This is a genomic window from Corynebacterium nasorum, from assembly GCF_022345765.1.
Taxonomy (GTDB): Bacteria; Actinomycetota; Actinomycetes; order Mycobacteriales; family Mycobacteriaceae; genus Corynebacterium; species Corynebacterium kefirresidentii.
This window is the reverse complement of the sequence record NZ_JAKRDR010000007.1, coordinates 22,100-42,393: the sequence shown is the minus strand read 5'-3', so window position 1 is coordinate 42,393 and position 20,294 is coordinate 22,100. Positions and strand designations below refer to the sequence as shown.

16 protein-coding genes are annotated in these 20,294 nt (G+C 58.6%); 8 read left to right on the top strand and 8 right to left on the bottom strand.

Annotation, left to right across the window (positions count from 1 at the left end):
• Positions 1 to 8: 8 nt before the first annotated feature.
• The 7 genes from MHK04_RS06705 to MHK04_RS06680 form a co-directional block, all read right to left on the bottom strand.
• Positions 9 to 1,655, bottom strand: coding sequence for a metallophosphoesterase family protein (locus MHK04_RS06705; protein WP_239208093.1), 1,647 nt, complete (start codon positions 1,653 to 1,655; stop codon positions 9 to 11).
• Positions 1,656 to 1,761: 106 nt separating this feature from the next.
• Positions 1,762 to 2,934, bottom strand: a complete 1,173-nt coding sequence (locus MHK04_RS06700; RefSeq protein ID WP_239208094.1) for an alpha/beta hydrolase — start codon at positions 2,932 to 2,934, stop codon at positions 1,762 to 1,764.
• A 245-nt stretch (positions 2,935 to 3,179) separates the two neighbouring features.
• On the bottom strand, positions 3,180 to 4,079 hold the full coding sequence (gene ppk2, locus MHK04_RS06695; RefSeq protein WP_239208095.1) for a polyphosphate kinase 2: 900 nt from the start codon (positions 4,077 to 4,079) through the stop codon (positions 3,180 to 3,182).
• A gap of 171 nt (positions 4,080 to 4,250) precedes the next feature.
• Positions 4,251 to 4,385, bottom strand: coding sequence for a hypothetical protein (locus MHK04_RS12200; RefSeq protein ID WP_023019952.1), 135 nt, complete (start codon positions 4,383 to 4,385; stop codon positions 4,251 to 4,253).
• Between the two features lie 44 nt (positions 4,386 to 4,429).
• A complete protein-coding gene (locus MHK04_RS06690) occupies positions 4,430 to 4,603 on the bottom strand; it encodes a hypothetical protein (protein ID WP_239208096.1) in 174 nt (57 codons plus the stop codon).
• Between the two features lie 662 nt (positions 4,604 to 5,265).
• A complete protein-coding gene (gene groL, locus MHK04_RS06685; protein WP_023019954.1) occupies positions 5,266 to 6,912 on the bottom strand; it encodes a chaperonin GroEL in 1,647 nt (548 codons plus the stop codon).
• 232 nt (positions 6,913 to 7,144) lie between these two features.
• Entirely contained in the window at positions 7,145 to 9,115 is a 1,971-nt protein-coding gene (locus tag MHK04_RS06680; RefSeq protein ID WP_239208097.1) for an OPT family oligopeptide transporter, read from the bottom strand.
• Between the two features lie 228 nt (positions 9,116 to 9,343).
• On the opposite strand from MHK04_RS06680, the gene MHK04_RS06675 reads away from it, so the two are divergent.
• From MHK04_RS06675 to MHK04_RS06640, 8 genes are all read left to right on the top strand, one after another.
• A complete protein-coding gene (locus tag MHK04_RS06675) occupies positions 9,344 to 10,711 on the top strand; it encodes a M20/M25/M40 family metallo-hydrolase (protein WP_239208098.1) in 1,368 nt (455 codons plus the stop codon).
• 330 nt (positions 10,712 to 11,041) lie between these two features.
• Entirely contained in the window at positions 11,042 to 14,023 is a 2,982-nt protein-coding gene (locus MHK04_RS06670; RefSeq protein WP_239208099.1) for a Na+/H+ antiporter subunit A, read from the top strand.
• Positions 14,024 to 14,524: a Na(+)/H(+) antiporter subunit C gene (locus MHK04_RS06665; protein WP_023019959.1), complete on the top strand. Its 501-nt coding sequence runs from the start codon at positions 14,024 to 14,026 to the stop codon at positions 14,522 to 14,524.
• The gene (locus MHK04_RS06660) at positions 14,517 to 16,343 is read left to right on the top strand and encodes a Na+/H+ antiporter subunit D (RefSeq protein ID WP_239208100.1); all 1,827 of its coding nucleotides are present in this window, start codon (positions 14,517 to 14,519) and stop codon (positions 16,341 to 16,343) included. Before MHK04_RS06665 ends, MHK04_RS06660 begins: the two co-directional genes overlap by 8 nt.
• Entirely contained in the window at positions 16,336 to 16,863 is a 528-nt protein-coding gene (locus tag MHK04_RS06655) for a Na+/H+ antiporter subunit E (RefSeq protein ID WP_239208101.1), read from the top strand. The genes MHK04_RS06660 and MHK04_RS06655 overlap by 8 nt, the downstream gene beginning before the upstream one ends.
• Positions 16,863 to 17,138 (top strand): monovalent cation/H+ antiporter complex subunit F, encoded by a 276-nt coding sequence (locus tag MHK04_RS06650; protein ID WP_023019962.1) that lies wholly within the window; start codon positions 16,863 to 16,865, stop codon positions 17,136 to 17,138. Before MHK04_RS06655 ends, MHK04_RS06650 begins: the two co-directional genes overlap by 1 nt.
• On the top strand, positions 17,135 to 17,515 hold the full coding sequence (locus tag MHK04_RS06645) for a monovalent cation/H(+) antiporter subunit G (protein WP_023019963.1): 381 nt from the start codon (positions 17,135 to 17,137) through the stop codon (positions 17,513 to 17,515). Before MHK04_RS06650 ends, MHK04_RS06645 begins: the two co-directional genes overlap by 4 nt.
• Positions 17,516 to 17,530: 15 nt before the next feature.
• Positions 17,531 to 19,000, top strand: a complete 1,470-nt coding sequence (locus tag MHK04_RS06640; protein WP_239208102.1) for a glycosyltransferase 87 family protein — start codon at positions 17,531 to 17,533, stop codon at positions 18,998 to 19,000.
• 35 nt (positions 19,001 to 19,035) lie between these two features.
• On the opposite strand, the gene MHK04_RS06635 is transcribed toward MHK04_RS06640, so the two are convergent.
• The gene (locus MHK04_RS06635; protein WP_023019965.1) at positions 19,036 to 20,172 is read right to left on the bottom strand and encodes a glutamate--cysteine ligase; all 1,137 of its coding nucleotides are present in this window, start codon (positions 20,170 to 20,172) and stop codon (positions 19,036 to 19,038) included.
• Positions 20,173 to 20,294: the final 122 nt, after the last annotated feature.

Sequence of the window (20,294 nt, the reverse complement as noted above, 5' to 3'; positions counted from 1 at the left end):
TCTGCGCCCTACCGCGCGAAGTCCTGGTATTTAATCATCTCGCCGGACTTGAAGTCCCAGGCCTCCACCCGGACACGGTCAGCAAACACCTTGACCCGCAGTCCGGTGGAGGCCTCTTCCTTTTCCTTAACAATTTTTTCGTCGTTATCGCCATCCGGTAGGTACTCATTGAGAATGGCGCCGGTGTTGACCACGGGGAAGCCGGTACGGCCAGCCTCACCAGTGCCGTCATAGCGGCGGGTTCCCCACCAGTTATTCTGACGCAGCGAAGAGTGGCTGTGGCTGCTAAACCACACGATGTTGTTGTACTTATTGACCACGTTGGATAGCGCCTCGAGGTCCTCAAAGTCATTCTGGTACCACGCCGAATGAGACATCGATACCGTCTGCGGCAGCAGCGGATGGCTAAAGACCAACGCCGGAGTGCCCTTAGCATCCCAATAAGCCAGGCGCTCATCTAGCCAATCGAGCTGCTCCTTGCTGATGCGCTGGAACGGCTCCTTGCCGTGGCGCAGAATATCGGAATAAAACTCGGTATTTACCGAAATGAGCGGCACCCCATCCACCACTTCTTCCTTCCACGGTTTATCCTGGCCGGAGTATTTGAGAAAGCGATCCAGGTAAGTCTTAGAGCCTTCCTTGCCATACATTTCGTGGTTGCCGATGGTCCACAATTCCTTGCCCGAATCGTGCGGCACCTCGCTGTGCGCGGCCAAGAAATCATCCCACTGCTGCTGCGAGCCATCGTCCACGAGGTCGCCGTTGAGCACCAGCGCCCCGGCCTTGTCCTCCATACCGTTCAACTGGCGGACCGCTTCTTTGTAGTCTTGGGGGTCGCCCTGGACGTCGGAAAGCACGTCCACGGTAGCCTGCGGCGAGCCCTGAAGCTCACCGAGCGGCTTGACGACGCCCACGTTATCCACCGCCCACCACCAGTCATCATTGCCGTTGTTGTAGCTGAAGCTAACCTGCATATTCTTCGCGCCGGCTGGCACGTCCACGCCAATGGACTCGTGCTTGGAGAAGACATCCTTATCAAAGACGGCGATTTCCTGGGCTTCCCCGCCATCGAAGGAGACAGTCACCTTGGCATTTTGCCCGTCCTTGCCCTGGCGGTAATGGTGGTCGAATTCCACATTCACCCGCTCCTGCCCCGCCACCGGGATGGCCGGGCTCTTTAGACCCGCGGTCATGGAATCGCCTTCGGCCAAGCGCTGCTGCTTGTTGTCGATGATGGCGAAGGTGTCATGCGCCTGGGTGAAATAGTGGCGCATATCGGTACCAGATGCCCAGGTCCAATGGCGCATATCGCCAAAAGTCCAGCCCTTCCAGCGGGCCTCGCCCGAGTCCACGCCGTGCACGTCGGTCTTCCACCCCTCCGGCGCGCGGTGAGTAAACCATGCCGGGGTATCCACCCCGTCGAAGCTTTCCAGCCACAGCACCCGCGATTCTGTGCCTTCCCCCGGCTGCACATCGTCTCCCGCCGAGGACCCCTCGGACGAGCTCTGGGAAGACCCCCAAGAAGAGCCTAACGATGACCCCAAAGAAGAACCAAAGGAGGAACCCGGAAGCGAGGACTGGGCCGCCGCAACAGGTGCGCCCACCATTCCGGTGAGCGCCAGGATAGATGAGAAAGCACAGAGTTTATTTTTCATAATTCAATTTCTATCCGTCCTGGGCAACGACGCGGTTACATATACGTAAACTCTTGGCAAGCACTACATGCCTGCCAAGAGTCCTCACTTTGAGGTCCGCGTGAATTTAGGCGTGGCGGTCGAGCCAGTCCACGACGGTATCGAGAGCCTGATCGGCAGCCGGCTCATTAAAGACCTCGTGCTTCTGCCCCTCCCAGGTCACGTACTCCACGTCCTTGGAGGAGATGGAGTTATACCAATCCTGGGAGAAGTACGGCGGAACGATGCCGTCTTTGGTGCCGTGCATGATGAGCGTCGGTGCGGTGAAGAGGTCCGCATTGACGGCGTCGTAATTCGCAATTGCCGCCAGCTGCAAGGCCGTGCCGGCACTGGTCTTCTGCGCAATGAGCGGGCTAGAGGCATACTCGTCCTTCACCGCTTGGTTAGTGGAGATACCATCCGTAAATGGATTAGACAGCTGAATGTCCTTGCTCCACTCCGGCGATTGTGCGCCGATTTCGGTGCGGTGCGGAATCAGGTTCTGCGCATAGTTCGCATTAAAGCTGGTGAGTTGGGCTAGCGGCAAGCGTTCAAAGATGGTGGGATCCAGCTTCTTCTGGGTCTCAGAAATATCATCCGGCGTGATGTTCTTTCCCGCAACATTCTTGCCCGAAAGGTTCAGCGGCGCGCCGCCACCGTTAGTGATGATGCCATCGACCTTGCCCGGCTCACGAATGCCATAGGCCTCCACGGTCAGCGAGCCCATCGAGTGGCCCAGCAGGAAGGTCTTTACTCCCTGATTTTCTTCCTTCGCCATGTCCACGACACGGTCGAAATCATCGAGGATGTACTGGAAATTATCGATATGCCCCATCGGTACGCTGCCGCCGGCGGATTTGCCGTGGCCGCGGTGATCTACGCGGTAGACGTTGTAGCCTGCATCGAGCAAGCGCTTGGCGACGTAATCGTAACGCCCCGAGTGCTCAGATACACCGTGCGCCAAAACCACCGCACCGCGTGGGTTTGCCACCTTCTGCTTCCGGTAGTAGATCTTTACACCCTGACCGCGCTGGCTATCGAAGTAGCCATCCTCGTCAGAAACCTGCTTGTCAGAGACGGTCGGGCGTCCCAATACATCTGGCTTCTGGTCTGCCGTTGGGGCCGGTGCCTCTTGAGCAGCTGCGCCAACTGTAAACGTTCCAGATACCGCCACTGGTGCCGCCATGACAGCAGCCGCCGTCAAGCAAGCGGTTACATGCTTCTTCATCATCACCGTCTCCTCTTTAGTGTTGTATCTCATAGTGCTTTCCTGGATGAGATTGAGATAACAGTGATGCTAAATACGCGACGATATAAAGCACAAATAACTTCCAATTATGTAACCTACGGTTCCGTAAAATAACCGCACGGAAACGGACTTTTAGGAAGAACAAATTTTGCCAAAACTATTGCCCAAATCCACCCCCGTTACCCCCTTAATACAAAAAGCGGGAAACTCGAAGTTTCCGAGTTTCCCGCCGTCGTGATGGCTAATCCAGCTAAAGCTTAGTCACCAATCTGGTCGCGACCACGCTTAACAATATTCTCATCAACCTCGCCCACCAGCTCGTGATCCTTGTTCGTATACTCGAACTTGGACAGTACATAGCGCATAGCGTTAATGCGGGCACGCTTCTTGTCGTTGGACTTAATGGTAATCCACGGCGACTCTTCCGTATCCGTATAACGGAACTGCTCTTCCTTAGCACGGGTGTAGTCGTCCCACTTATCCAGCGAGGCCAAGTCCATCGGGGACAATTTCCACTGGCGCACTGGGTCAATCTGGCGAATAGCGAAGCGAGTGCGCTGCTCCTTACGAGTAACCGAGAACCACAGCTTGGTCAGGGAGATACCCGAGCCCAGAATCATATTCTCCAGCATCGGAACCTCGCGAAGGAATTCCGCGTGCTGACTTTCGGTACAAAAGCCCATAACCCGCTCCACCCCGGAACGGTTATACCAAGAGCGGTCAAAGAAGACGATTTCACCACCGGCCGGGAAATGCTCGATGTAACGCTGGAAGTACCACGAGGTGGACTCACGCGGCGACGGCTTTTCCAATGCCACTGTGCGGGCACCGCGCGGGTTCAGGTGTTCGTTAAAGCGCTTGATAGTGCCGCCTTTACCGGCTGCGTCGCGCCCCTCAAAGATAATAATATGACGCTGACCAGTTTCCTTGGTCCAGTTCTGCCACTTCAGCAATTCAATCTGCAGCGCACGCTTAACGGACTCGTACTCATCGCGAGTCATGCGTTCATCGTAGGGGTAATTTTCACGCCAAGTCTGAACCGGGGAACCATCCGGCATGATCAGCGAAGGGTCATCCTCATCGGTTCCGTCGACGACGTAGCCGTCTGTTTTTGCCAGGTCAATCTCGGGAAGATCGTCGTCTTTAACATCAGCCATGCATTAAGTGTAACCCGAATATAGACAGCAAGCGCGTTAAACTTTCGAAGTTATCCCTTCCCTAAGAAGTTATCCCTTCCCTAAACAGCCACCAAAACGAAAAGAAGGCCTACCGAGACGGTAGACCTTCTTGCTTCAGTGAGCTTTAAAGCTCAGAACTGGAGGATGTTCTTATACGAACATGCCGATCAGCTTGGAAGCGCCTTCAGCAATGGACAGCAGCGGAGAAAGAACCTCGTGGATAGAGTTGAACAAATTGCTGCTCAATTCTACGAAGCTGCCGAAGTTGGAGGAAAGTTCCTGCATTTTAGTGTCTCCTTATTGAAGGTTGGTTGATGGAAAGGTCTTGCTTACTTGGAGCTCAGTTCTTCCAAGCCGTTACCGAAAGTCTCGAAAGCTTTCTTCAGGGCCTCAAATCCTTCAGCGACGCCTTTCCAGTCCTGGATGCCCTGAACAATCTTGCCCCAGCCTTCCCAGGTAGTTACGAAGTTATCCAAGTGCATCTGAATGGTGGAGAGATCCATGTTTGAACTCCTAAAATAGATCCGAAGCTACTGCCGCGGAGGGGTTTGCAGTTTGCAGACACCCTCAGCGGGCGTCACAAAAGATATTTTGACACAAGTTTGAACGAAATCAAGTCAAATTTGCATAGATGCCCCATCACGCAGGCAACTTGATAGGGATAAGTTTATGGCTTTTGGAGGCATTAAAATTTTTTACCTTAACTGAAAGGCTACTAAACTGGGCTTTTACATTACGCTTTAAATAGCTAGGTTAGCTCAGGCTTAACACTGTAACGCTTCCGGAGTAACGAACGATAGGTAGGCGCAAAACCCACTCTCCGAGAGCGAAAAACCTTTTTAAATTCCGCCCCTTCAGCTACCCCTATACGGGGTCACTGGGGTGCATGGTTCGCATGTTAAAAGCTGTGGCGGAGAATCGCGAGCCATATAGCGCGGTGAATTTCCCAAAAGCTCTCCGATCTCCAGCCCCAATTGAAACCGACTATGACGAGCACATTCGGAAAGTCATCTCGTAAAGACGCAGCGTTCACATATCGCATCACTTAAAGAAAATGGTGCAGACACGCCGAAGCGCCCCGTTTCATGCGCTCTAAAGCACAGAAACGGGGCGCTCAGGCTGATGCTAGGCCCGTTGTTATTGGCGGCCTATGGGGTATAGGGCGTTAGAAGCCCATGCCGCCCATGGCGTCAGCGTCCGGCATGCCGTTGTTGGCTCCGGCCGGCTCAGGCTTGTCGGCAACGACGGCCTCGGTGGTCAGGAACAGAGCTGCAATGGAAGCAGCGTTCTGCAGTGCGGAGCGGGTGACCTTGACCGGGTCATTGATGCCAGCCTCCATGAGGTTGACGTACTCACCGGTAGCAGCGTTCAGGCCCTCGCCTGCTGGCAGGGAGGAAACCTTGTCAGCAACAACGCCCGGCTCCAGACCAGCGTTGTGCGCGATCTGCTTCAGCGGTGCGGACAGGGCCTCGCGGACGATCTTGACGCCGGTAGCCTCATCGCCCTTGAGGTCATCCAGGGAATCCAGGACGGAAGCAGCCTGCAGCAGGGCTACGCCACCGCCGGCAACGATGCCTTCTTCCACGGCAGCCTTTGCGTTGCGGACTGCATCCTCGATGCGGTGCTTGCGCTCCTTGAGCTCGACCTCGGTAGCGGCGCCGACCTTAAGGACGGCAACGCCGCCGGAGAGCTTAGCCAGGCGCTCCTGGAGCTTCTCACGGTCGTAATCGGAATCGGAGCTTTCGATCTCAGCGCGAATCTGCTTGATGCGGCCGTCGATCTGCTCCTGGGAGCCAGCACCCTGAACGATGGTGGTCTCATCCTTGGTGACAACGACCTTGCGTGCCTGGCCCAGGTACTCGAGCTCGGCGGTCTCGAGGGAGAGGCCGACCTCTTCGGAGATGACCTGGCCGCCAGTGAGGATGGCCATGTCCTGCAGGGTGGCCTTGCGGCGATCGCCGAAGCCAGGAGCCTTAACGGCAACGGACTTGAAGGTGCCGCGGATCTTGTTCACCACGAGGGTGGACAGGGCCTCGCCCTCAACGTCCTCGGCGATGATCAGCAGCGGCTTGCCGGACTGCATGACCTTCTCCAACAGCGGAACGAGGTCCTTGATATTGGAGATCTTGGAAGAGACCAGCAGGATATATGGGTCCTCCAGGACTGCCTCCTGGCGCTCCATATCAGTAGCGAAGTAGCCGGAGATGTAGCCCTTGTCAAAGCGCATGCCCTCGGTTACCTCGAGGTCAACACCGAAGGTATTGGACTCTTCCACGGTGATAACGGAGTCCTTGTTTACGGAGCCGTTGCCCACGGTGTACATAGCCTCGGCGATCTTCTCGCCGATGGCCGGGTCAGCAGCGGAGATGCCAGCGGTGGTAGCAATCTGCTCCTGGGTTTCTACTTCCTTGGCGGAAGACAGCAGGGAGTCCACAACCTTCTTGGTTGCGGTCTCGATGCCGCGCTTGATGCCCATTGGGTTGGAACCTGCGGCTACGTTGCGCAGACCCTCGCGTACTAGAGCCTGTGCCAGCACGGTTGCGGTGGTGGTGCCGTCGCCTGCGACGTCGTCAGTCTTCTTGGCAACTTCCTTGACCAGCTCGGCGCCGATCTTCTCGTAAGCATCCTCGAGCTCGATTTCGCGAGCGATGGAAACACCGTCGTTGGTAATGGTCGGGGCGCCCCAGGACTTTTCCAGGACGACGTTGCGGCCCTTAGGGCCGAGGGTGACCTTGACGGCGTCGGCAAGCGTGTTTAGGCCGCGCTCAAGGCCGCGGCGGGCCTCTTCATCAAAAGCGATAATCTTTGCCATTGTGTTTGTGCTCCTTGGTTTATTGAGGACGACACTCACGTCTTTCTCGCTGCGGACGCCCGCGACGGCATGGCTGGTGAGTGTGAACCAACCTCAACCACAACGATGTAGATTTATCTAGCACTCATACTGTGCGAGTGCTAACGACCATTCTGGCACTCTCCCACCGCGACTGCAAGAAAAAATGGCGCCCCCGCGAAGGGACGCCATTATATAAGGAATGGATCAGGAACTAGGAGCTCTTCACCGTGCGCTTGGTCCAGCGGTAGATGAACGTTAGCGCGATAATGAAGAGGATCACGCCTACCACGGTGGCGGAGGCACCACCCTCAAAGATTTCCAGCGGGCTCTCGCCGCCAGCGGCGGCGATGATGCCGGCATTGACCACGCCAAAGAGGGACTCACCCACGATCAAGCCGGTAGCCAGGAGGGTTCCCATGCGCTTGGCAAACTCGGGGCGGGATTGCTTCGCGGCCCACTTATCGTAGAAAGTGCCCAGGATGGCGCCGATGGGGATGACGATGGTCAGCGCGGCCGGCAGGTACATACCCATGCCAGCTGCCAGCGGGGACAATGAGTACTTATCGGTGAACTTGCGCAGGAGCTCGTCAATAATAATGAGGACAGCGCCGATGGCCATGCCGATAAAGATAAGGTCCCAATCCAGCGAGCTATCGAAGATGCCGGAGGCAACCGAAGACATCAAGGCGGCCTGTGGGGCGGCCAAGGCGTCTTCGCCCGCACCCTCCATGCCTTGGAAACCGAAACCGTTGAGCATGACCTGCAAAATCGGCGGGATGACTAGGGAGCCGAAGACCACGCCGATAATGAGCGCTACCTGCTGCTTCCACGGGGTAGCGCCAACGAGTGCGCCGGTCTTCAGGTCCTGCAGGTTGTCATTGGAAATGGTGGCAATACCAAAGACAATGGCCGCGGTAAAGAGCGTATACGCCACCAAGGACAAAGGATCAGCGCTGGTGCCGCGGGTAACGGCGGCGATGAGCAGCGAGGCAGCAAGCACGGCAATGATACCGATGGAGGAAATCGGCGAGTTAGACGCACCAATCAGGCCCGCCATGTAGCCGCACACAGAGGCGATAATGAGGCCTACCAGCAACGTAAAGAGCACGGAGACGGTAATGAGCACGGCCATATGGTCATGGATATCGGTACCCTGCACGAAGTCCCACAGCAGCAGCGCGATGGGCACCATAAACGCCACGATGGTGGTGGCAACATAGGGGAAGGGAATATCTCGCTCGGTCACATCCACGGCGGAACCGGACTTACGGGCGCGCGAGGAGGCTAGCGACTGGCGGATACCCAGCGCAATGGGCCCGGCAATCTTCAGCAGGGTCCAGATAGCGGCAATGGCCATGGTGCCCACGCCGATGAAGCGGATATCATCGGAGAAGGTGGTATCGACGACGTCGGCAAGAGCGGTGGCGCCCGAAATATCACCGGTGGTGAAAATGGGCAGCAAGATGAAATAGGAAATCACTACGCCAACCAGCATGGCGATGCCCACCGGCAGGCCCACCAAGTGGCCCACGCCGATAAGGGCGGTAGAAAGGCTCGTGCCCAGGGTGGTCGCGCCGGCGCCGAGTTTGAAATAGGCGGTGACCTCAGAGGCGGCCGCCTTCATTGCGGTCAGCAGCGCCATGACGGCCGAGGTAATACCGCCGGCGACGATGATGCGCAGACCCTTGGCATTTTCTTCCTGGCTGGCGCCGGAAGCATTTTCATCGCCCACCTTGAGGACCTCGGCCGCGGCCACGCCCTCCGGGTAGGGCAGATCGGAGCCTGTTACCAAAGCGCGGCGCAACGGGATGGAATACATCACGCCCAGCACGCCGCCGATGATGCACACACCGGCCGTCTGCAGGAAGCCGAAGCCCTGCCAGTACCCCACCATCACTAGGCCCGGGAGGACGAAGATGATGGCGGACAAGGTGCCCGCAGCAGAGGCGATGGTCTGGACAATATTATTTTCTTTAATGTTATGACCTTTGAAATGGCGCAAGACTGCCATGGAAATCACGGCAGCGGGGATGGAGGTAGCAAAGGTCAAGCCCACCTTCAGGCCTAGGTACACGTTGGCAGCGGTGAAGATGAGGGTAATCAGGCCGCCGATGATAATGCCGCGCAGAGTCAGCTCGGGCAGGGTGGCCTTGGAACCTGCGGCGGATGATGCGTTCGCCATGCCAGGTCCTTTCTATTCTCGGCTATGAAAGTTTCTCGTTTCACCCCGCGTAACAAACCGCAGCCTGCCACGTCCGTTCCTGTCTGTTTGGCCCCGATTCCTCGCCGGAATAGGGTCCGAACGGACAAAATCCGCACAGGGTGGAATGAATAAATTTTAGTTCACCACCCCAGCGTTTTCCTATTCCGGTTGCTCTATAGCTTGGGCAGGGCGGGTACGGTAGTACACATGACTGCACTTAATGAAAGCATCCGCAACGACCGCGAGACCATTTTCCGCCAGCTCAGCGAGCTCGTAGCCTTCAACTCCGTCCACAATGAGGAAGGCTTGGAGGACCAGACCAAGGGCGCGAGCCAGTGGGTTAAGTCCGCACTCGAAGAAGCCGGAGTGAGCGTGGAAACCATCACCACGGCCGATGGCTCCACCGCCATCTTGGGCGAGCGCAAGGGCGACGAGGGGGCCAAAACCGTCCTGCTTTACTCCCACTATGACGTAGTACCGGCGGGCAACCGCGAAGCGTGGGATTCTGATCCTTTTACCCTTACTGAGCGCCAGGCCGCCGATGGCTCTACTCGTTGGTACGGTCGCGGCGCCGCCGATTGCAAGGGCAACGTGGCCATGCACCTAGCGGCCCTGCGCGCGGTGGACAATAACGGCGGCACCAAGGTCAACCTGAAGTACCTCATCGAGGGTTCTGAGGAACGCGGCGGCGAGGGCCTGTCCCAGCTCATCAAGGACCGCCCGGAGCTTTTTGCGGCCGATGCCATCCTCATCGCCGATGCCGGCAACTCCGCCGTAGGCCAGCCGACCTTGACCACTTCCCTACGCGGCGGCGCGCAGATTGGTGTGCAGGTCGATACGCTGGCCGCCGGCGTTCACTCCGGCCAATTTGGTGGCGCGGCCCCGGACGCCGCCAAAGCCCTGATGCGCGCCATCGACTCCCTATCCGATGAGTACGGCCGCACCGTTATCGATGGCGTAGATACCACCGCCGAGTGGTCCGGCCAGGAATACTCGGCCGAGGCCTTCCGTGCCGATGCACAGCTGCTGGAGGGCACCAAGATCATGGGCGAAGATGACCCGGCTGGCGCCACCCCGGTGGCAAATATGGTCTGGTCCCGCCCAGCCATTACCGTGACCGGCTTTACCTCTACCCCGGTTGCAGAAGCAGTCAACGCCGTGCCCGCTACCGCTTCCGCCCAGCTCAACCTGCGTGTTCCAGCTGGCGCCGATGCCGCTGCGATTGCCGACGCCGTCTGTGCGCACCTCCGCAGCCACACCCCTTGGGGCGCCCACGTCAAGGCCGAGGTGCTCGAGTCCAATGCCGGCTTTGCCACCGATCCGGAAAAGCCAGCCGCTGCCCTGCTAGGCGAATGCCTTTCCGAGGCCTATAACGCAGAGACCGCCGCTCAGGGCATGGGCGGTTCCATTCCGCTAACCACCGAGCTGCAAGAGGCGCATCCTAACGCGGAGATCGCCCTCTACGGTGTGGAGGAGCCCAAGTGCACCATTCACTCCGCCAATGAGTCGGTGGATCCCACCGAGATCGAAAATATTGCCGCAGCCGAGGCACTCTTCCTGCAGCGCTACTCCTAAGGCTTGCGCCCCTGGCCCAGCCTGGGTCCTGGCTATTGCCGCGGCACTGCGGCGTACCCCGCTCCCCACGGAGCGGGGTTTCTTTATGCCGCAAAACAGCAGCATATAATACAGCGCCAAAAATAGTTCTTTCAAAGCCGTAGAAAAGCCGGTAAAGTGGCAAAAAGTTGGCCCCGCGCTCGGCCATGTTGCTTGCACTATGCCCCCGCGGCGTACTCAGCGGCGTGCGGCTCGTGAATGTTCTCGTCTCTCAGTAGTTGTGATGCTCGTGGTGTTCGCGGCAGCGGGGCAAGAGAACGCGATACAACCAAAAGGAGCGCAGTAACCAACGTGCTAATACTCCTGGGTACTCTCATCGCCGCCACCGTGGTGGCACCGCTGCTCATCATGCGAATGGGTCGCCCGGCATTTGGAATTTTGGCCCTAGTCCCCGGCGCAGGCTTTGTGTGGACGCTCATGCACTTTCTGCGCGGCACCTTCGCAGACGGTGGCGCGGTTGAGAACACCGTGGAATGGATGCCCTCCGCGAACCTAAGTTTTGACCTCCGCTTAGACGGACTAGGCGCGCTGTTTAGCCTCATCATCTTGGGCATGGGCGCGCTGGTATTGATCTACTGCTGGGGCTATTTCGACGGCACGCGACGCCGCTTGGCCATGTTCGCGGCGCAAATGGTGGGCTTCGCCACCGCCATGTTTGGTCTAGTGGCCGCGGATAATTTCCTGCTGATGTACGTGTTCTGGGAGATTACCTCCCTGCTGTCTTATCTCTTGGTTAGCTACTATGCGGAACGAGCCTCCTCCCGCCGCGCGGCCCAGCAGGCGCTGATGGTCACCGCGCTGGGCGGGCTAACCATGCTCATGGGCATTATCTTGCTCGGGCGGCAAACTGGGGCGTGGACCTTTAGTGATATCTCCGCCTATGAGAACTTTGCGCAAACACCCTATGTCACGGTGGCCATCGTGCTCATCTTGGCGGGCGCGCTGACAAAGTCCGCAATCGTACCGGCGCACTTTTGGCTCCCCGGCGCGATGGCGGCGCCGACTCCGGTCTCCGCTTATCTCCACTCCGCCGCGATGGTTAAGGCCGGCATCTACCTCGTTGGGCGCTTGGCACCCTCGATGTATGAGGTGGCCACCTGGCACGTGGTGGTTATCTCCCTCGGCGTAGTTACCATGCTGCTCGGTGGCTGGATGGCGCTCAAACAGCGCGACCTGAAGCTGATTTTGGCCTATGGCACCGTCTCCCAGTTGGGTTTTATCACCTCCATCATGGCCGTAGGCTCGCGGGAAGCCATGCAGGCCGGCCTCGCGCTGACCTTTGCGCACTCGCTATTTAAGGCGGCGCTTTTTATGGTCGTCGGAGCTATCGATCACTGCTCGGGCACGAGGGATATCACCAAGCTATCCGGCTTGGGGCGCAAGGAGCCCTTCCTTTTCGGTATTGCGATCATTTCCGGGTTCTCCATGGCCGGCGTCCCACCACTGTTTGGCTTCGTGGCTAAAGAGGCCGTGCTGGAAGCCACCATGCACGAAGAGCTCTTGGCCGGCATGCCGCGCAATATGATGCTTGTGGCCTATGTCCTCGGTTCTATCCTCACGATGGCCTATACGCTGCGCTTTTTGTGGGGTGCCTTTGCCACCAAGAAGGAGGTCAATGGAACGGAGCTGGCAGAGGCCGTCGCCAAGATGCATCCGGTCAACCTGGGGCTATGGCTCTCCCCTGTCTTACTTACCGTCCTGACAGTGGTACTTGGTGTATTCCCCAAGCCGCTTTCGGCAGCCTTTGACCAACACCTCAATTCCACCTTCGGCCCGGAGGAGCATAGCGAGCTAGCCCTGTGGCATGGCTTGACGGTGGCGCTGGGCCTCTCCGCACTCATTATTGTGGCCGGTATTATTATGCACTGGCAACGCCAGGTCCTGGTCAAGTGGCAATTCTCCTACCCCGCACTGGGCAATGCGGATGACGCCTACGATTCGGTCATCGCTCTTTTGCGCCAGCTCTCGCTGCGCACGACGGCAACCACGCAGCGCGGCTCCCTGCAGCTGAACTTGACGGTTATCTTTGCCACGTTGATGCTGCTGCCACTGGCTATGATCATCAAAGGCGATCTCACTGATATCCGCATGATAGTGGCGGAAAATCCTTGGCAGATCGTCGCCGCCTTCATCATCATGGTGGCCGCCGTGGCTGCCACGGTCACCGATAATCGTTTATCAGCCGTCATCATCGTCGGGGTGACTGGCTATACGCTCGCCTTCATCTTCGCTCTGCACGGTGCGCCGGACTTGGCGCTGACGCAGCTGTTGACCGAGACCATCGTGATGGTTCTTTTCATGCTGGTTCTGCGCCGCATGCCGGCCTCCACCGAATGGAAGCAGGACCCCAAGATGGGCCGCCTGCGTGCCTGGCTTTCCGTGGGCACGGGTCTTACCGTCACCGTAGTAGCGATGTTTGCTATTAACGCGCGTCAGTCCAAGCCCATCTCCGAGTTCATGCCGGATCTGGCCAAAGAGATTGGACACGGTGCCAATACTGTCAACGTCTTGCTGGTGGACCTGCGCGCCTGGGATACCTTTGGCGAAATCACGGTGATTATCATTGCCGCACTGGGCGTGGTCTCGCTGATTTATCGCACCCAATCTTTCGGCCGTGAAAGCCGCCGCCCCACCCTGCGGGTTACCGGCCGGCGGTGGCTGGCCGCCGGGGTGGAATCTGAGCAAGCACTCAACCGCTCGCTGATGATCGATGTCTCCACCCGCGTGCTCTTCCCGTCCATGGTCGCACTGTCCTTCTATTTCTTCTTCTCCGGCCACAATGCTCCTGGCGGTGGCTTTGCCGGCGGCCTCGTGGCAGCGCTAGCACTCATCCTGCGTTACCTGGCTGGTGGGCGCGCGGAGCTGGAAGAAACCCTGCCTATTGACGCCGGCCGCACCATGGGCACCGGTCTCTTGCTGTCCGCACTAGCCACGGTGACCCCGATGTTCTTTGGTCACCCGCCGCTTACCAGCGGATACACCTCACCGGAGATTCCGCTCATCGGCAAGGTTTCGCTACCTTCAGCGTTGGTCTTTGACGCAGGTGTCTACCTCATCGTCGTGGGGCTCACGCTCTACATCCTAAATTCCTTGGGCGCCAAGCTGGATGAAGAAGAGGATATGCGTAAGCAACGTGCCCGCGATCGCGCCCGCTCGCTGGCCCGGCAGCAGCGCCAACGCACCGCCAAGCAAAAAGCGCAACGGGCCCAACGCAAGGAAAAGAAACAAGCCGCTACAGCAAGCACAACCGCCACCACAGGGAAGGAGAAATAAATGGAAGCCAACCTCTTCCTCCTCTTGGCCGCCGGTGTGCTCGTAGCCGCGGGCGTCTACCTGCTCCTGGACCGCGCCATGACCAAAATGCTGCTTGGACTGCTGCTTTTGGGCAATGGCGCAAACCTCTTCCTGCTGCAGTCCGGCGGTTCGGCCGGTTCTCCGCCTATCGATGGCCGCGACTCGGAACCTTTCGGCACCGAGATTGCAGATCCGCTGGCACAAGCAATGATTCTGACTGCCATCGTCATTTCCATGGCGCTGACGGCCTTCATCCTTACCCTGGCCTACCGCCAGTACCGCTACCGCACGGATGATGTCATTGAAGATGACGCGGAAGATACCGCTATTGCCGCCAAGGCCGCGCGCCCCGGCAATGCGGCCGCCAGCCCGGACCAAGATGCGTCCAATGATCCGGCTACCGGCCGCGCCACCAAGCAAGGCGATAACTTCGGCCCTGCATCCTTCGAGGAACCAGTAAAGGGGGCCCGCGATGAGTGAGACCGTACAGCCGCTTGTCGATGCCCTCTTTCCCTACATCGGCTACCTCATTCCGCTGCCCATTATCATCCCGGCAGTGGCCGCGGCCCTCGCCTTGATCTTTTGCCGCATTCCCAATGTGCAGCGCCAGATCGTATTTTTCTCACTGCTCATTACCGCCGTGGTCAATGCCGTACTCATCCTCATCGCAGATTTTGAAGGCATCCAAACCCTGCAGGTAGGAGGCTGGGACGCCCCGGTGGGTATCACGCTCGTGGCGGATCGCCTCTCTGCGGTCATGCTCTTTACGTCCTCCGTGGTGCTGTTTTCTGTCATTTGGTACGCCATTTCTCAGGGCGTTCGCGACGGCACCAAGGACGAGCCGGTGGCCGTCTTCTTGCCCACCTACATGCTGCTGACCATGGGCGTTAATATCTCCTTTTTGGCTGGCGATCTCTTCAACCTCTACGTGGGCTTCGAGGTCTTCCTCGTGGCGTCCTATGTGCTGTTGACCTTGGGGGCCTCGGCTGGTCGAGTGCGCGCCGGCGTGGGCTACGTGATGGTGTCGATGGCCTCATCCATGATCTTCTTGCTCGCGTTGGGGTATGTGTATTCCTCCGTGGGCACGATGAACATGGCACAGATTGGCCAGCGCATGCAGGACATTCCGGAAGGAACTCGCACCGCTATCTTTGCCACGTTGCTCGTCGCCTTTGGCATTAAGGCCGCCGTGGTCCCGCTGGATGCCTGGCTGCCGGACTCCTATCCCACGGCACCTTCGCTGGTCACGGCCGTCTTTGCCGGCCTGCTGACCAAGGTGGGTGTCTACGCCATCATCCGCGCCCGCACCTCCGTCTTTACTGCGGGTGGGCTCGATACCGTGCTCATGTGGGTAGCCCTCGCCACGATGCTGGTGGGTATTTTGGGCGCCATCGCGCAATCCGATATTAAGCGCCTTTTGTCTTTTACCCTGGTCAGCCACATTGGTTATATGATCTTCGGCGTCTCTTTGGGTACCGCGCAGGGGCTTTCTGGCGCCATCTTCTACGCCGTACACCACATTCTGGTCCAGACTGCGCTATTTCTGGTGGTCGGACTGGTTGAGCGCCAGGCCGGAACATCTTCGCTGCGCCGTTTGGGCTCGCTGATGTATTCCGCCCCGCTCATCGGAATCTTGTATTTCATCCCCGCCATCAACCTGGGCGGCATCCCGCCGTTCTCCGGTTTCCTGGGCAAGGTCATTTTGCTGCAAGCCGGTGCGAATGAAGGATCCTGGATGGCCTGGGTACTTATCGTTGGAGCCGTGGCTACCTCCCTGCTTACCCTCTACGTGATGATGCTGGTGTGGGCTAAGGGCTTTCAACGCGACCGCGCCGATGCCCCTGAAGGCAACGTGGCGCTCGCCCGCCCGGCCCCGCTTTCCGATATCACCGATGAGGTGGAATTTTCCTCCCGCCAGGATGTGGGCAGGGTGCCCTTTGGCATGATCGCCTCTACGACCCTGCTGGTGGCCGCGTCTACGTCCATTACTTTCCTGGCCGGACCGATTTCCGGGGTAACCTCGCGCGCGGCCGAATCCGCGCAGGATACGTCCATCTACCAGTACGCCGTGCTGGGCAACCGCGCGGATGATCCCACCCGCCACCTCAACCAGAAGGAGCGCTACACCGGCGGCGCTGATTCCTATGAAAATAGGCGCAGCCACTCTCCTGAGGCGGAGCCCCCGGCCTCGCCGGGCCTGGATTCCCGCACCGATCCAGAAGCCGGTGGACGCGATGCGCATTCCACCACCGTAAAGTCCCCGGACGCCGCCAAGAGGAAGGATATTAGCGATGACTAACTCGCGCTTTTCCGGCCTGCACCACCGCTTCCGTCCGTGGTTCATCGTCTGGCTCATCATCATGTGGTGCATGCTGATGGGCGAGGTCACCGTGGGAAACTTGGTGGCGGGACTTATCATCGGCGTCGTTATTGTCTTTGCCCTACCGCTGCCGGCCATGCCGATTACCGGCATCGACGTCTCCTGGGGCAAGCTCATTGCTTTTATGCTCCGCTGGTTCTGGGAGTTGTTCTACGCCTCGCTCAAGGTGGGATGGCTGGCCGTGCGCCCGCAGCCGGTGCCCAAGACCGCCATCTTGGAGCTGCCCATGCGCTTGGATAATGAGTTTGCCATCTCTTTGGCGGTGACGCTGTACAACCTGCAACCGGGTGGCACGGTAACCGATATTGATATTGCTAACCGCATGCTCACCGTCCACATCTTAGATGCCCACGATGAGGAGCAAATCCAGCGCGAGAGCAATGCCGTGGCCCGTATGGAGGCCTCATTCATCGAAATCTTTGAAAGGAGCCACCCCTAATGGATCCTCAGATCTACAATGCGATTTTGCTGGTGGCCGCCGCGCTGCTGGTCGTCTCCTTCCTCATTACCGTCTGGCGCATTATCACCGGGCCTAATTCGCTGGACCGTTTGGTGGGTATGGATGGCTTTACCGCGATGTTCCAGTGCGCGCTTGCTACCTACATGTGCTGGTCGCTCAACACCACGGTGGCCTCGGCCATGCTGGTCATTGCGCTCTTGGGTTTTATCTCTACCGTGTCGGTTACAAGGTTTAGGAAGAGGGATAACCAATGAGCTGGTCCTTTATCGCTGATGTACTCTCGCTCATCCTCATTATTAGCGGCAGCCTCCTCACCTTGGCCGCAGCCATCGGTATCGCTCGATTCAAAGACACAATGTCGCGCGTACACGCGGTGAGCAAGCCGCAGACCACCGGTCTTATCCTCACCATCCTGGGCGCGATCATCCGCCTCACGGGCGCGGAATCCTTCAGCGTGGCCGAGCGGGGGGATTTAGGAATGCTCATTTTGCTGGTACTGTTTGCCATGTTCACTAGCCCGGTAACCGCGCAGCGCACCTCACGTATTGCACGCCGTGAGGGCCTATACGGCACCGAGGAAACCATGTCCCGCAACGACCGCCCCGCCGCGAAGTCGCTGCGCCGCAAGTAGGAGACGCTTTTCACCGTGAAAAAGCTTTATGGGCTTCCCACTGTGGTGACTTTGCTCGCCGCCCTCATCGGCGTCATTGTCTATCGCTTCAGCATCTACGATGGCAATAGCGCCTTTGTGTGGCGCGTTCCGCTAGATCTGAAGATTTATTGGCTCGCCGGTGGTGAGGTAGCGCAGGGCGCAAACTTGTACGATAACGCCTATATTGGTGACCTGCCTTTTACCTATCCGCCCTTTTCCGGCACTCTTTTCACGTGGCTTTCCTCGCTTGCCGACGACCCTTTGATCCTCCTTTGGCAAGGCGGCACCGCCCTTGCCCTGTTTACGGTCATCATGCTGGTTCTGCGCGAGCGCGGGCTCAAGCTCTCCCCGGCAATGTGGTTATTGGGCATCTTGCTTTTGTGCTGCACCCCGGCAAATGAACCGGTGCACGGCACCCTATTCTTTGGCCAGATCAACATCTTTTTGATGTTGCTGGTTGCCTTGGACCTCCTCCCGCGCAAGCGGGCCCTGCCGGGCATCGGCATCGGTTTGGCTGCGGGTATGAAACTTACCCCCGCTTATATGGGACTGGTTCTGCTCTTCCAAAAACGCTGGTGGCAGGCGATTATCGCCATCTTGACGTTCGCGGTAACCGTTGCCATTGGCTTTGTAACCATCCCGGATGCCGCCGAATTCTGGACCGATGCCATCTTTAAATCCTCCCGCGTGGGCGAGCACACTAACCCAGGTGCGCAGTCCATCCGCTCCGTGATGGTCCGCGCATGGGGCATCGACGGCGGCTGGGTATGGCTTGCCGCCGTGGTCGTGGTCTTTATTCTGACCTGCTTGGCGCTGCGTACCGCGATGAAGCACCGTAATAACTCGGCCGCGCTTGCGCTCGCCGGTATCAGTTCCTGCTTGGTCTCCCCCTTCTCCTGGTATCACCACTGGGTATGGACGGTGCCTTTGGCCGTCGTCGTACTGGTTTCCGTTAACCAGGCGCTGGGCAGGCGCTTGCACGGTTTCCTCGGCGCACAGCTTGCTGGCTTTGTATCGGTGCTGGCCATGTGTGCGGTAACCATGCCGTTCATTTCCGCAGCCGTGTGGTTGTCTGCTGCTAGCCGCTCGCTCAACCACTGGGATCTGCAGCCCTGGGGCATGTTGGCCTTTACCGGCGCCGGCGTTATCTATATCGCCTTCTACGCGGTGTGGGGATTTATCCCTGGCACCCAACCGGCCAAGGAAACGACCACCCCTGGTAGCCCCCAGCAGCCCGCTGCCGCGCAACCTGCTGCCACCACGACCGCGGCCCATCCGGCGCATTCAGTGAACACCGAGTCTACGACCCGTGGTGGTCATTCACTGGCAGCGCGCACTATCAGCGATGAAACGGCAGAAATGCCCGCGGTGGGTCCCGAAACGCGCGCTTTCCCCGCGTCCCAGGACATCACCGATATCCCCGATACCCCGGCTTATGGGCGCCACTCGCGCTCCGAGGACTAAGCCCGAGGCGGCTACCGGCCCCCTGCCCTCCCGCTTTAGAGCGGGCGGAAGGTGCGCAGCTCGCGGCAGGTCTCCTCAACCACCTCGCGCCAGCTGCCAGTTTCTTTGAACAAGCGGCGCTGCCGCTCATAGCCGGCGCCGCCATCAATAATTTCGTGGATAAGCTGCAGCTCATTAAAGCATCCCAGCTCGCGGGCGATGGGGGCGAGTTCTTCCACCATCTGCGCTAGCTCGTCTTTGACCCAGGCTTCATCGGTCTCGCGGGAGGTAATTACCAGCGCATCCATGCCGTAGCGGGCGCCGCGCCACTTATTTTCTGCCACGTGCCAGGGCTGCAGGGTGGGAAGGGGTTCCGCGGCGTCGATAAGCCGGTCGTAGTAGACCACCAAGCAGTGAGTAAGCGCAACGATGGCGGAAAGCTCGCGCAGATTCGACGTCGCATCGCTCACGCGCACCTCCACCGTGCCCCACTTGGCGGCCGGCCGAATATCAAAGTGCATGGAGCCGGTGTGGTTGATAACGCCGGAAATCGCTTGGTCGCGCATATAGGACTGCCACTCGGCCCAATCGCGGAATTGATATGGCATGCCTGCGGTAGGCAGCTGCTGGTAGAGCATGGTGCGGTTGGAAGCATAGCCGGTATCCAGGCCCTCCCACCCCGGCGAGCACGCTGATAAGGCCAGCAAGTGGGGGTACTTGGTCATTAGCGCATTGATGATGGGCCACACGCGGTCCTCGTGGCTAATGCCCACGTGCACGTGCGTGCCCCAAAGCAACATCTGCTTGCCCCAGTACTGGGTGCGCGCGATGATTTCTTGATAGCTGGGTTTATCCGAAAGCGGATTCTCGCGGAAATCCGTAAATGGGTGCCCACCGGATGCCCAGACATCTACCCCCAGCTTATCGGCGGCTTCTTCCACCGCGTTCAGGGAATTTTTCAGGTCAGCGATTGCTTCCGGAACGGTGTGGCAAATGCCTGTAACTAGCTCCACCGTATTTTGGAGAAATTCCTTTTCCAGATGGATATCGGGATAGGTCGCATTGGCCAGATCGATAAGTTCCGCACCGCGCGGGACGAGGTCGCGCGTTTCGCGGTCCACGAGCGCTACCTCCCATTCCACACCTAGCGTTGGTTCGGGAGAGCGGGCGAATTGTTCTGCCGGGATCTTCACCCATTCAGCTTAACGGCTGACAGGTATTAAGAAGTGAATTTTATTTAACCCATTCTCAGCGGCGGCCGTGCGGGTAGGCAATATCTCAGATCATAAAAGTCCAAGGGCATCCGGCCACAGAA